Here is a 12,801-nt window from a genome sequence, read left to right as displayed (position 1 = left end):
AGCTGAATTTTCAAGAACTACTGTAAAAAAGCGAATGATTTGGCAATAAAGTAAAGGATTTAATTATTAGGAAGGGTTGCAAACGATTTGAAAAAAACCTTTTTTTGTTTTAGGGATTTCGGTTTACCTTCGTGGCTCCAAAGCAATTCTGAAGCGAACGAATTATGAGAACCTGGTTTTTGTGTAAAGTAAAATATGCCAAAGAAAACGAGCAGGGCTTGCTCAAAAATGTATCCGAACAATACCTGGTAGATGCTGTCTCCTTTACGGAGGCCGAAGCCCGCATATACGACATGCTCGGCAGCGTTATCCGCGGTGACTTTCAGGTAACGAGTATCGGTAAAAGCAATATTGTGGATGTGTTTTTCTACGATGATATTGACGTTTGGCACAAATGCAAGATTACCTACATCGTGGCGGATGCAGATAGTGGCAAGGAAAAAAAGGTGACCCAATACATGCTTGTCACTGCCCACCATGTAAAAGAGGCCTACGAACGAATTTACGAGAGCCTGAACAACATGCTGGTTAGTTTTAATGTGCCTGAAGTAAGCGAAAGTCCGATCGTGGAGATATTTCCCTATGAAAAAGACGATGAGGAACTCAATCCTGCTATCCCGGATAACTTAAAACCATTGGAGAACCGGAATCCTGAGGAAGAAGAGGGGCAATAGAAACCATGTGCCTCAGTTTCCTCTGAACCCTTATTTTAAATCCTCCTGGTATTTGGCCAGGTAAGCTTTAATACCTCCCTCCAGATTAAACAGATTGGAAAACCCAAAATTATCTTCCAGCTGCTTGATGGCCTGTTCACTCCTCCCCCCCATTTCACAGTGGACGATCACTTTGTTATCCCTGACAATCTGTTTCGCGTAGGAATCAATGCGTGCCAAGGGCACCAACTCACCCCCTAGGTTGGACCGTTCGTATTCATAGGGTTCCCTAACGTCAATTAGCTGATATTTTTCGCCTTGGGCTTGTAACGACCGAAAGGCCTCGACGGAAAGTTGCTTCACTTTGTATGCTGTATTTACCCCACAAAATGCTTCGTAATCGATCAATTTGTTGATCGTGGGCCGTTCGCCATTCAGGGGGTTTCCGCTCTTCCTCTTGATGGTAAAGTTCCTGCTGACTAAGGTTAAGGCATCGAAAAGAACTATTTTCCCACTACTAACCTCTCCGACTCCAGTTATGATTTTGATCACCTCCAGTGCTTGTATGCTCCCAATAATCCCCGGAAGCACTCCCAGTACACCACTTTCTGCACAGTTGGGCACCAATCCCGCCGGTGGGGGGCTGGGATATAAATCCCGATAATTCGGTCCCGTATTCCCCTCTTTATCCCGGTAATTAAATACCGCCACCTGGCCTTCAAATTGATAGACCGAACCGTACACATTCGGTTTTCCAGTCAATACACAAGCGTCATTTACCAGGTACCGGGTTGGGAAATTATCCGTCCCATCGGCCACCACATCGTATCCGGATATGATTTCCAGGGCATTGCCCGAGGTTAGCCGCTGTTCGTAGGTTTCAATCCGTATAAAAGGATTGATGCCTTCAAGCCTCTTTTTTGCTGCCAGTACCTTGGCATCGCCAATCTGAGATCCATCAAAAAGCACCTGCCGGTGTAAATTAGAAGGGTCTACCCGGTCGAAATCTATAATTCCGATCTGTCCTACTCCTGCCGCGGCCAGGTACAAGAGCAGGGGACTTCCCAAACCGCCGGAACCAACGACCAACACCCGGGATTTTTTTAGCTTTTCCTGGGCCTCAATTCCGAATCCGGGCAAGGCAAAATGCCGGCTGTAGTGTTCAAATTCCTTATCAGAAAAAATGTTGTTGCTCATAAGCCAATTTTCAATGCTAAATTTCTCCCTCACCTCAACCAATCTGATTAAAGAATGTACTTTAAATCTTACTTGGGATAGGAAATCCAAAATACATCGAACCACGTACCTATCTATACGCAATGAATGGGTAGAAATTCACTTAAAATTAAACCAAAAATTCTATTTCCAGGTTTCAAATACAGATTCTTTTATACATTGAGGTGATTTTACTAACTTGCGTGTTAAAACCGAAACTCGAATGAAAACAATTTTATTAACTTTTGTCGGCATCCTATTCTTTTTTTCGCTATCCTCCTTTGCTCAGGATAATAGGACGGACAGATTGGGCATTGGTATCGGCCCCGCTAAGATGTACGGAGACAATACGGGCGTTCACAGCAAGTTCAAATTTAAGGTGCTTCCTGTTCTGAGTTTGGATTATAGCAAAAAAATTGAAACGTTCTTTGATGTGAAAGCAACGGTTGGCTGGCAAATGATAAATAGTGGTGATTTTTACAATGCGGAACAAATAGACAAGATAGCCGAATCAAATTTGCCTCATGCCTTCAAAGGAAACCTCTATTTTGCGGATATCATGCCCATTTACCATTTCAACCCTAATCAGAGCGGTTACCTACCTTCATTGATAAAGGTATATACGGGATTAGGCCTGGGGTATTACTATTCCCAAAGAACCGATGAGAAATTAATACTAAATGATCCTTCCAGAAGAACCGAGACCTATTCTGCTTCCGACGCTGGAATCTACATTCCCTTTAGGGTGGGTATTTTCAAGGATTTGAAGTCAGATGCGGACATCGGAGTAGAAGCAACACTAGTAGTAAGCCCCTTTTCTGAACTGGAAGGGAATAATCAACAGCAGAAGAGAATCAAGGCCGACATGCTCATGCAGCTCCAATTTTACTACCGGATTTTTATTGGTAAGTAAAAACCAGCGGCAGCAATACTGACCAGCTTCTCTTTTTGTTTTCTATTTCGAGATAAATTCTGTTTTCTCTTTTTAAAAAGCACATATCTGTTTAGATTTAAAAGTTATTATCGTTAGTAATTACTTTATGAAAATCAACAGTTATGTACTATTTCTTTCCGTTGTTGCGGCATTGGGAGGATTTTTATTCGGTTTTGATACCGCCGTTATTTCAGGTGCTGAAAGACAGATTCAGGAAGTTTGGGCACTGAGTGACTGGAGCCATGGCATGGCGGTGGCCATTGCCCTGTACGGCACGGTGATCGGTGCTTTATTTGGAGGCATTCCTGCCGATCGTTACGGGCGAAAATCATCGTTGATAGGTATTGGTGTCTTGTACTTCATTTCTGCCCTCGGTTCCGCACTGGCACCGGAAGTCTATTCTTTTATGGTATTCCGTTTCATCGGAGGCATAGGGGTGGGAGCTTCTTCGGTAGTAGCCCCGATGTACATCAGTGAAATATCACCGGCAAAAAATCGAGGTCAGCTGGTGGCCCTGTTTCAATTTAATTTGGTTTTTGGTATTCTGGTAGCTTATTTTTCTAATTACCTGATTGATATAAGCATAGCAGTAGATAGCTGGCGCTGGATGTTGGGTGTGGAAGCCATTCCAGCTCTCATCTATACCTTGTTGGTATTAAAGGTACCACTGAGTCCCCGTTGGTTAATTGCTAAAAGGGATGACTTTGAAAACGCCGAGCGGATTTTGAAACGCACGGATCCGGAAGGGGTTTCAGAAGCCATTCGGCTAGCGCTGGAAGAGAAAAAGCTCAATAGGCTAAAAGTGAGTTTTTCTGCCTTGTTTCATGCTAAATACCTAAAAATAACCTTACTAGCGATCTTCATTGCGATGTTCAATCAGCTATCAGGGATCAACGCCATCATTTATTTTGCCCCCAGGATATTTGAAATGGCCGGTATTAGTGCCGAAAGTGCCTTGCTTTCCACCGTAGGTATCGGTGCAGTTAATATGGTGGCGACCATGCTGGGTTTATTTTTAATTGATCGGATCGGTCGTAAAAAATTGATGTACACAGGATCCGTCGGATACATCATTTCCTTGTGTTTGATCGCGTATTCATTTTCAGGTGGTCAAATAAATAGTAGTTATTTGCCAATCTTTGTTTTTATGTTTATCGCCTCTCATGCCATCGGACAAGGTGCAGTAATCTGGGTATTTATCTCCGAAATCTTTCCCAATGAAATACGAGCTTATGGCCAATCCATCGGATGTTTTACCCATTGGATTCTTGCTGCCCTAATTGCCAATGTATTTCCATTCTTTGCCAACCAATTTGGCCCGGTAATCATCTTTGGTTTCTTTGCCCTGATGATGGTATTGCAGCTATTGTGGGTGCAATTTAAAATGCCTGAAACCAAAGGCAGATCCCTGGAAGAAATTCAACAAGAATTTAGTAAAGAAAATGCCTAAAAAAATTATCTGTTTCGGAGAAATGCTGTGGGATATTTTTCCAAAAGAAAGTATCGCCGGAGGAGCTCCCATGAACGTAGCCCTCCAATTACACCATTTAGGAATGACCGTGGAAATGATTTCTAGAATTGGTGATGACAAGCTTGGAAATAAATTGATCAGCTTTGTTAAGGATTTCGGGCTCTCGGATCGCTTTATTCAGAAAGACCCTGTCCACCCCACAGGAACCGTAGTCGTGAACGATCAGGACAAGGAAAACATTCGGTACGAAATCGTAAAGCCTGCTGCCTGGGACTACATTCAATGGACCGAAAGCATGGAGAAGGGGGTGAAAAATGCCGACGCTTTTATATTCGGCACCCTTGCTGCAAGAGGGGAGGAAAGTAAAGCCACCCTTGATAAATTGCTGGAAACCCCAGCCCTAAAAATTGTGGACATAAACTTAAGGCCGCCTTTCTATACTGCCGATTTAATCGAGCATTTGTTAACGAAGGCCGACGTATTGAAGATCAATGAAGACGAACTTACCCTTTTGGCTGATTTCTATGACCTTCCCAGCAAAATGGAGGCCGCATTGGAAAAATTAAATGAGCTTTTTGATTTTGAACTAATTTGCATCACATTGGGCAGTAAAGGGGCTGCCCTTTATCAGGACGGAGAAATTATCAGCCATCCGGGGTATCCCGTTACGGTTAAGGATACGGTAGGTGCAGGAGATGCCTTTCTGGCTGGCTTCGTGTACAAATACCTGGCGAATGATTCTCCCGAAAAGATATTGGACTTCGCCTGTGCATTGGGTGCTCTCGTTGCCACCTATTCCGGGGGTACGCCCGTTTACAAAATGGAGGACATCCAGCACATTCAAAACCTGTAACTGCAAGCCCTCCCTTAGCTTTGTCTGGGGATTAAAAACTGATTCCTACACTTACTTTAAACCCCCTGTTATATACATTGGCATCCGAATCTTCAAATACCGGCACTAACCCAAAATCATAACTTGCCTGAAAATTCAGTCCTTTTGGGGGATTGTAACCTAGCCCGACGACCACTCCTGCATCAAAGTCATTGATTGCATCGGTTTCCCAGCCATAGGTATTCCCGAGCGCATCTGCCTCAAAAGAGGAACCTAGCAGTAACGATGCCTGTGGCCCTAAAAACAAATTAACGCCGTCAGTGGCATAAAGCCGAAACAATATAGGCGCATCCAGGTAATTCAATACTGCTCTGGAATTAACCATGTCGTCATTCTGCGTTCCCTTCACGGAATAATACAAGCCTGGCTCTACAGAAAATCGATCCCCAATGAAACTGTTGCCATATACACCGGCATGAAACCCCGTGCGGTTGGTGTAATCATTACCAGTGATATCCTCGCCACCCCAGTTAAAAAAGCTGGCACCGCCACGTATTCCGAAACCCGAATCCATTTTTTGGCTGGTTTGTGCCATTCCATGTACTTGCAGACCAAGTACGGCTATGATCATTATGATTCCTATTTTTCTCATGATTGGTATAAAGTTGGTTTGTTCAATAGCATAGTAAACCAATTTTATGCCAAAAAGAGCCGACCCTAAGAAAGCCTTTCTTCTGAGTTGTCGAAATACGATCTCCGGACCCTATTTCGGAAAGTCGTATTCCTCCCCAATTAGGTCAAACCACCCGTTTTTCGATGTAGCTGGAGTTAAGAATGGCCAACGCTCCCATGTATTTAAGTCGGAATTTGATTAAATCACCTACCTTGTATTTTTCCGGATTTTCTCCCAGGTTGATGATAAGCATATCCGAACTCGCTCCCAATATTTCAAATTCGCCGTCATCGGCAATCATGTACTTGGGATCCACGTCTAGTAGACCCAAATCCAAAATGGCTCTAAACGAAGATTTTCCATACAGCGACTCATCAATATCTACCGTTTCACCTTGCGGATTGTTCGCCAGATTTCCGGAAGGTAACAAGGGTTTCTCCTGCATTTCGATAATCTCCGCAAAAAGTTCAAAAACATCCGGATTCATGCCTTCGATGGTTTTTTCCTCGAAAAGGTCTACTCCAAAATACAGGGTTTCCCCCACGCGAAAATGATTAACGCCCTTTGGCAGCTGTTTGTGAAGCATGAGCGGAATGGTAACAGAAGTACCTGCTGACACCCAGGGAATCTTTTTATTGAATTTCAATTCAATAATCTGTTTGTACAAGGACAATTGGATCAATTTATCAGCAGAGGGCATCACTCCGTTCAGGCAATTAAGATTGGTGCCCAAACCAATAATTTCCAGATTGGGCAGTTCAAATACTTTGGCATAAAAGTCTATCAGGTGATCTCCCATGACGCCCTCCCGGAGGTCGCCTGTTTCCACCATAATAATGATCTTATGCTTTTTATTTTGCTTAACGGCTTCCTCACTTATCCACCGGATGGTATTTAGCTCACTATTTAGGCTGACATCCGCATACTTGACCATATCCGCCAAGTTTCGCTTGGACGGAGGCTTGATGTAGACGGTTTGAACCTCGGGATTGATTTCCTTTACCTTTGCCAAATTACTGATCCGGGAATCATGAATTTCGTCTGCTCCCATGTCTATCAACTCCTTAATGTATTTACGGTTGCCGCAGAGAACTTTCGAAACCACTCCCCACGATACCTCATTGGTGTCAAATTCCTTTTTCAGGAAATCAAAATTCTCTTTAAGTTTATTACGATAAAGGTTTAAGAAAGCCATATTATTTTTTCAGTCTCATTTCCAGGTATTTATTAGTAAACCCCAGTTTTTCGTACAGTATTCTAGCCGGATTATCCGGCTCCACGTGAAGGGCAATGTCTCCCTCGGCCATATCAATGGCCCTTTTCATGAGTTTTTTGCCCAACCCTTTTCCTCTTTGGGAGGCATCTACGGCAATGTACACCAGAATATTTTCCGGTATATAGCCTGCCATTCCGGTCCGATTTAACACGGCCGTTCCCACTATCTTACCATCCTCCCTTGCCAGGACTGCAAAACCTCCTTTTTCATCCGACTGATCCAATGCATAATCCAGACAACGCATGATATCCTCTTTCGGATCTCCGTATTGATCCAGGTGTTGAAACAAAAAATCGGCTACTTCGTGCTTTTGTGAAGCCGTGGCATGATCTGCTGCTGAAAGTGTTTCTATTGTAGACATTTATCCGATCGCGTTTAGTTTATCTTTTCATTTTTTTCTAACCTATAAATAAGCAAAAACACTGCTAAAGATGCTAAAACTCCAAAAAAGTTGGGATCCAGACCTAATGGCAGTTCCAGGTTTAACATGGAGAGAACCGCAGTGGTTCCGCCACCGAGGATCATGGATGAAATCGCTGCCAGTGGAGAGCGCATATTCCAAAACAACCCTGCAATGATGGGCACCAACAGCCCGGACACCATAAAGGCATAAGAATAAAGCATCAACTCTAGCACGTTTGTCATCTGTATGGCAATGATCAGCGCCACAATACCAATTAAAAGGGTAAACAACTGACTTATGCGCATCACAAACCCATCCTTCTTAGTCTTCAGGTACCTGCCAAAAATATCGGTGGTGAGGTTTCCGGACGCAGCCATCAGACAGGAGTCCGCTGTTGAAAGAACGGCGGAAAAATAAGCCGACATCATCAAACCCATAATCCCGGGAGGAAGCACCGTACTCAACAAAATGGGAAGGCCCATTTCCGGGTCCAGGTTTTCCTGACTCACTGCAATAAGCCCTTGTTCGAAGGCTACTTTGGCCAATAGTCCCAGGGAAACGCCCATAAAAGCCATGATGGGCCATTCAAATAAGCCCGCGATAAACCAGGCTTTTTTGGCAGATTTCACATCCGTGCTGGCAAAAATCCGCTGGTAGAGCGTCATTCCCACAAACCAAATCGGTAAGATGGTAATTCCCCAATTAGCCAGATCCTGCCAGCGCAAATTTGTCAGTGAGAAGTATTCTGCTGGCAGCGTGTCACGAATGGCCTCCCACCCTCCTACGTGAAAATAAGATACCGGCAGCCCAATAAAGATAAATCCCATCATCAATACGATCCATTGTACCGTATCCGTGTAAATTACCGCCTTAAGTCCTCCCAGCACCGTATACACCACTGCAATGATCCCCATGATCAGCAGGGCAAGATCCAAATCCAGGGGTTTAAATGTTCCAGCTGCCAGTTTGGCACCTGCCAGCAGTTGTGATGAAGTAAAACCCAAATACCCGGCAAAACTGATCACCGCGGCTACCACACCCACTTTTCTATCAAACAAGTATTGGAAAATCTGTGGGAGTGTATAAAAGTTTTTAAATGCGGGGTCGGCCCGAACTCTGGGGATTAGAAGAACCGCTGCCATCCAGGCACCCAAAAGGCCGGTGAACAGCATCCAACTGCCTGAAAGTCCCATCAAAAAACCCAAACCACCCAGACCTACCGAAAAGCCACCTCCTACATCCGTGGCTACTACCGAAAGACCAATGTGCCAGCTCCCGATGTTTCTTCCCCCCACGTAATAATCATCCTGACCGGTATTTTTTCGCATGAAGTAAAAGCCTACTCCAAGCATTAATATCATGTAAATGATAAAGATGGATAAATCTACTAAAGCCATTTTTTACTGGTTAAGTCAAGAAATTGCTTCCCATTAATGTAATAAAAACTGAAAATTCCTAATCTTTTGCTCATGTTTGACGATTGGGAAAAGCAATTGTCATTGGAAAGTGAATAAAAAAAAAGACCGGTTACCCGGTCTTTTTAAGTTTTTATCTGAGAATCTCACACTTCTTCTGTGCTTACAGAAGCGGAGAAATATTCCCTGTTCATTCGTGCAATATTACTTTGCTTAATTTCCTTAGGACACTCAGCCGAACATGCTCCCGTGTTGGTACAGGCACCAAAACCTTCTGCATCCATCTGTGCCACCATTTTTTCAGCACGTCCTCTTTTTTCCACCTTCCCTTGAGGCAATAAGGCCAGTTGGGAAATCTTGGCAGATACGAAAAGCATGGCAGAAGCATTTTTACAAGCCGCCACGCAAGCACCACATCCGATACAGGTAGCCGAATCAAACGATTCGTCCGCAATTACCTTTGGTATCGGAATTTCGTTCGCATCCGGCACCCCCCCGGTATTCACCGAAACGTAGCCGCCCGATTGAATAATCCGGTCAAAGGCACTTCTGTCCACCACCAGGTCTTTTACGATCGGAAACGCACTGGCTCTCCAGGGTTCAATCGTAATGGTTTCTCCATCTTTAAAAGAACGCATATGCAATTGGCAAGTGGTCGTCTGCTGGGGGCCATGTGGTTGCCCGTTTATGTACAAGGAACACATACCGCAGATTCCCTCCCGGCAGTCATGATCAAAATGAACCGGATCTTCTCCCTTGCCGGAAAGATCTTCGTTCAGCACATCCAACATCTCCAAAAAGGACATATCTGCCGAAATACCACTAATTTTATATGTTTTAAAAGCACCTTTGTCAGAGGTGTTTTTCTGTCTCCACACTTTTAACGTTAGATTCATGTTGTAATGAATTTTTTAGGTTCAATGAATTATTTATAGCTTCGTTGGGTAAGTTTGACATTTTCGAATACCAGCGCTTCTTTATGAAGTGCTTCGTCTTTACCCTCTCCCAAATATTCCCAGGCAGCTACATAGGCAAAGTTTTCGTCGTCCCTCAAAGCTTCCCCTTCCGGAGTTTGGTATTCGTCCCTGAAGTGACCACCACAAGATTCGTTTCGGTGCAAGGCATCGTCTACCATTAATTCTCCCAATTCCAGAAAATCGGCTACCCGATGAGCTTTCTCCAACGAGAGATTTAATTCTTCCCCGGTTCCCAGTACGTTTACATCGGACCAGAATTCTTCTTTCAGAGCCCGGATCATTTCTTTGGCTTTCGTCAGGCCGGCCGCATTTCTAGCCATCCCACAGTGATTCCACATGATTTTCCCCAATTTCTTGTGGAAGTGATCCACTGTTTTACTCCCATTGATCTCCAAGAGTTGCTTCACTCTGGATTTTACCTCTTCTTCCGCTTTTTGGAATTCCGGATGGTCTTCCGGTACCTTATCATAGGACAATCCTGCGATGTAATCACCAACGGTGTAGGGGGCTACGAAATAACCATCCGCCAATCCCTGCATCAAGGCAGATGCTCCCAAACGATTGGCACCGTGGTCTGAAAAATTCGCTTCACCCAAGGCATACAGGCCCGGAACGGTGGTCATCAGGTTATAATCTACCCATAGCCCGCCCATGGTATAATGGACCGCCGGGTAAATCATCATGGGCGTTTTATAGGGGTTTTCTCCGGTAATTTGTTGGTACATATCGAATAGATTACCATACTTCCCTCTTACGGCATCTTCTCCGTCTCTCAAGATAGCGTCTCTAAAATCCAGAAATACCGCCTCACCCGTCTCATTTACTCCCCTACCGTCATCACAGACATGCTTCGCGTTTCGGGAAGCCACATCTCTGGGAACCAGGTTTCCGAAAGAAGGATATTTTGTTTCCAGGTAATAATCCCGATCCTCCTCTTTGATATCCTTTGGTGCCATTTCTCTTTTCCGCAGCTTTTCTGCTACCTCAACGGTTTTAGGAACCCAAACCCTTCCGTCGTTTCTCAAAGACTCGGACATCAATGTCAATTTGGATTGGTGATCTCCGGACACGGGGATACAGGTCGGGTGGATTTGCGTGTAACATGGATTGCTAAAAAAGGCTCCCTTTTTGTGTGCACGCCAGGCGGCAGTGACGTTTGAACCCATCGCGTTGGTAGATAAGAAAAAAACATTTCCATACCCACCGGTGCATAGCAACACTGCATGGGCACTGTGAGATTCAATGGCTCCGGTAATAAGGTTACGGGTCACAATACCCCTGGCCTTACCATCCACTACTACCACGTCCATCATCTCTGTTCTTGGGTATAGCTTTACCTTTCCGTTGGCGACCTGCCTGCTCAATGCGGAATAGGCTCCCAGAAGCAATTGCTGTCCGGTTTGGCCTCGGGCATAAAAGGTCCGGGATACCTGAGCACCACCAAAGGACCTGTTGGCCAATAAGCCGCCATATTCCCTGGCAAAGGGAACCCCCTGAGCCACGCATTGATCAATAATATTTACCGATACTTGCGCAAGCCGATACACATTTGCTTCTCTGGAGCGGTAGTCTCCTCCCTTAATCGTGTCATAAAACAAACGAAAAACCGAATCTCCGTCATTTTGATAATTTTTGGCTGCATTAATCCCGCCCTGGGCTGCAATAGAGTGGGCTCTCCTGGGACTATCCTGAAAACAAAACGCTTTCACATTGTATCCCAATTCGGCTAATGAGGCCGCTGCAGAAGCTCCCGCCAAACCCGTTCCAACGACAATTATTTCGTATTTTCGCTTATTGGCTGGATTGACCAATTTTACATTGAATTTATGACTCGTCCATTTTTCGGCCAAAGAACCACTGGGTATTTTTGAATTAAGCTTCATTAATATTCAAATTTAAATTCCCTTTAATTTCAATTTTTTAGTCACCTTAATTGTTTTGTAAAAACATGATGATAGGTATTAGTGCAAATAACGCCGGAACAATAATGGCAAACCCCAATCCCAATTTCTTGATGAAGGGAGTGTACTTGCTGTGATTAATGCCAAGCGTCTGGAAGGCACTGGCAAACCCATGAGATAAATGAAAAGCTAATACGCCCATACTTACCACATAAAAAATAACATACAAAATGTTTTCAAAGGCAGCCGCAACTATCGTGTAACCATCTTTGTAAGTCACGCCGTCATACGTCACATATGGAATTTCACCAAACTTAAACTCATACCAAAAACCTCGTAGGTGTACCAAAATAAATATGAGAATGAGGGTTCCCAAAATACCCATATTTCTGGAACTCCAGCCGCTATTAGCAGAGGCGTTTGTAACCGCATATCCCACTGGCCTTGATTTTTTATTATGTCGGGTCAAGATGGCAGAATAGATAGCATGTAACGCGATAAAGCCAAAATTCAAAATCCCTACCACCCGGATCAACGGGTTGGAAGCCATTGTTTCTGCGTAAATATTAAAGGCTTTCCCATCGTCTGGAAGAAGTAATTGCAGGTTTCCGGCTAAGTGAACCACCAAAAACAAAATAAGGAATAAGCCGGTAAGGGCCATTAATAATTTCTTGCCAAGTGTACTATTCAAGGTTTTGGATACCCAACTCATAGAATTTTTCGTTATTACGGTCTGATCTAAATTATTCGATCCAAATTTACATTTGGATTCAATAGTAAACAATCAAACCACAATCAATGCTCTTATTTTAAATAGTTCTAAATAAATCGCTTAAATTTAACTGTAGAATTAACCAGTAGCTAGGTTTCTTTGTTTGATAAAATATATAAACTTCCGCAATGAAGCGTTAAAGGGTTTGGGGGAGAGGATGTACGTCTTCAAACGTTTACTTTTGAGACAACAGACACCAGAATCCCGTTACCTGGCATTTCGGGATTTAGCATGGATCAATAGACAGCACATTGCATACAGAAGGTTCTCCTGTCCTTG

12 protein-coding genes are annotated in these 12,801 nt (G+C 43.9%); 4 read left to right on the top strand and 8 right to left on the bottom strand.

What is annotated here, in order from left to right:
• Positions 1-164 precede the first annotated feature (164 nt).
• Positions 165-674, top strand: coding sequence for a DUF4494 domain-containing protein (locus GJS45_RS11760; protein ID WP_162342041.1), 510 nt, complete (start codon positions 165-167; stop codon positions 672-674).
• A gap of 30 nt (positions 675-704) precedes the next feature.
• Here GJS45_RS11760 and moeB read toward each other — a convergent pair whose 3' ends face one another.
• A complete protein-coding gene (gene moeB, locus GJS45_RS11755) occupies positions 705-1,850 on the bottom strand; it encodes a molybdopterin-synthase adenylyltransferase MoeB (RefSeq protein WP_162342040.1) in 1,146 nt (381 codons plus the stop codon).
• A gap of 241 nt (positions 1,851-2,091) precedes the next feature.
• Here moeB and GJS45_RS11750 point away from each other — a divergent pair, with 241 nt between their 5' ends.
• From GJS45_RS11750 to GJS45_RS11740, 3 genes are all read left to right on the top strand, one after another.
• Positions 2,092-2,781, top strand: a complete 690-nt coding sequence (locus GJS45_RS11750; RefSeq protein ID WP_162342039.1) for a hypothetical protein — start codon at positions 2,092-2,094, stop codon at positions 2,779-2,781.
• A gap of 127 nt (positions 2,782-2,908) precedes the next feature.
• Positions 2,909-4,252 (top strand): sugar porter family MFS transporter, encoded by a 1,344-nt coding sequence (locus GJS45_RS11745; RefSeq protein ID WP_162342038.1) that lies wholly within the window; start codon positions 2,909-2,911, stop codon positions 4,250-4,252.
• Entirely contained in the window at positions 4,245-5,126 is an 882-nt protein-coding gene (locus tag GJS45_RS11740; protein ID WP_162342037.1) for a carbohydrate kinase family protein, read from the top strand. The genes GJS45_RS11745 and GJS45_RS11740 overlap by 8 nt, the downstream gene beginning before the upstream one ends.
• A 31-nt stretch (positions 5,127-5,157) precedes the next feature.
• Here GJS45_RS11740 and GJS45_RS11735 read toward each other — a convergent pair whose 3' ends face one another.
• The 7 genes from GJS45_RS11735 to GJS45_RS11705 form a co-directional block, all read right to left on the bottom strand.
• Positions 5,158-5,736: a porin family protein gene (locus GJS45_RS11735; RefSeq protein ID WP_235954727.1), complete on the bottom strand. Its 579-nt coding sequence runs from the start codon at positions 5,734-5,736 to the stop codon at positions 5,158-5,160.
• 166 nt (positions 5,737-5,902) lie between these two features.
• Positions 5,903-6,973, bottom strand: coding sequence for an alanine racemase (locus tag GJS45_RS11730; RefSeq protein ID WP_162342035.1), 1,071 nt, complete (start codon positions 6,971-6,973; stop codon positions 5,903-5,905).
• Position 6,974: 1 nt separating this feature from the next.
• The gene (locus tag GJS45_RS11725; RefSeq protein WP_162342034.1) at positions 6,975-7,415 is read right to left on the bottom strand and encodes a GNAT family N-acetyltransferase; all 441 of its coding nucleotides are present in this window, start codon (positions 7,413-7,415) and stop codon (positions 6,975-6,977) included.
• A 14-nt stretch (positions 7,416-7,429) separates the two neighbouring features.
• On the bottom strand, positions 7,430-8,854 hold the full coding sequence (locus tag GJS45_RS11720; protein WP_162342033.1) for a sodium:solute symporter family protein: 1,425 nt from the start codon (positions 8,852-8,854) through the stop codon (positions 7,430-7,432).
• 164 nt (positions 8,855-9,018) lie between these two features.
• The gene (locus tag GJS45_RS11715; protein ID WP_162342032.1) at positions 9,019-9,768 is read right to left on the bottom strand and encodes a succinate dehydrogenase/fumarate reductase iron-sulfur subunit; all 750 of its coding nucleotides are present in this window, start codon (positions 9,766-9,768) and stop codon (positions 9,019-9,021) included.
• 29 nt (positions 9,769-9,797) lie between these two features.
• Positions 9,798-11,732 (bottom strand): fumarate reductase/succinate dehydrogenase flavoprotein subunit, encoded by a 1,935-nt coding sequence (locus tag GJS45_RS11710; protein WP_162342031.1) that lies wholly within the window; start codon positions 11,730-11,732, stop codon positions 9,798-9,800.
• Between the two features lie 46 nt (positions 11,733-11,778).
• The gene (locus GJS45_RS11705; protein ID WP_162342030.1) at positions 11,779-12,462 is read right to left on the bottom strand and encodes a succinate dehydrogenase cytochrome b subunit; all 684 of its coding nucleotides are present in this window, start codon (positions 12,460-12,462) and stop codon (positions 11,779-11,781) included.
• Positions 12,463-12,801: the final 339 nt, after the last annotated feature.

Source organism: Cyclobacterium salsum (genome assembly GCF_010119245.1).
GTDB lineage: Bacteria > Bacteroidota > Bacteroidia > Cytophagales > Cyclobacteriaceae > Cyclobacterium > Cyclobacterium salsum.
This window is presented reverse-complemented; position numbering and strand designations above follow the sequence as displayed.

Coding starts and splice junctions, on each gene's coding strand:
- GJS45_RS11715 (WP_162342032.1), bottom strand. CDS start 9,768: ATGAATCTAACGTTAAAAGTGTGGAGACAGAAAAACACCTCTGACAAA.
- GJS45_RS11720 (WP_162342033.1), bottom strand. CDS start 8,854: ATGGCTTTAGTAGATTTATCCATCTTTATCATTTACATGATATTAATG.
- GJS45_RS11760 (WP_162342041.1), top strand. CDS start 165: ATGAGAACCTGGTTTTTGTGTAAAGTAAAATATGCCAAAGAAAACGAG.
- GJS45_RS11705 (WP_162342030.1), bottom strand. CDS start 12,462: ATGAGTTGGGTATCCAAAACCTTGAATAGTACACTTGGCAAGAAATTA.
- GJS45_RS11710 (WP_162342031.1), bottom strand. CDS start 11,732: ATGAAGCTTAATTCAAAAATACCCAGTGGTTCTTTGGCCGAAAAATGG.
- GJS45_RS11750 (WP_162342039.1), top strand. CDS start 2,092: ATGAAAACAATTTTATTAACTTTTGTCGGCATCCTATTCTTTTTTTCG.
- GJS45_RS11725 (WP_162342034.1), bottom strand. CDS start 7,415: ATGTCTACAATAGAAACACTTTCAGCAGCAGATCATGCCACGGCTTCA.
- GJS45_RS11740 (WP_162342037.1), top strand. CDS start 4,245: ATGCCTAAAAAAATTATCTGTTTCGGAGAAATGCTGTGGGATATTTTT.
- GJS45_RS11730 (WP_162342035.1), bottom strand. CDS start 6,973: ATGGCTTTCTTAAACCTTTATCGTAATAAACTTAAAGAGAATTTTGAT.
- GJS45_RS11735 (WP_235954727.1), bottom strand. CDS start 5,736: ATGATCATAGCCGTACTTGGTCTGCAAGTACATGGAATGGCACAAACC.
- moeB (WP_162342040.1), bottom strand. CDS start 1,850: ATGAGCAACAACATTTTTTCTGATAAGGAATTTGAACACTACAGCCGG.
- GJS45_RS11745 (WP_162342038.1), top strand. CDS start 2,909: ATGAAAATCAACAGTTATGTACTATTTCTTTCCGTTGTTGCGGCATTG.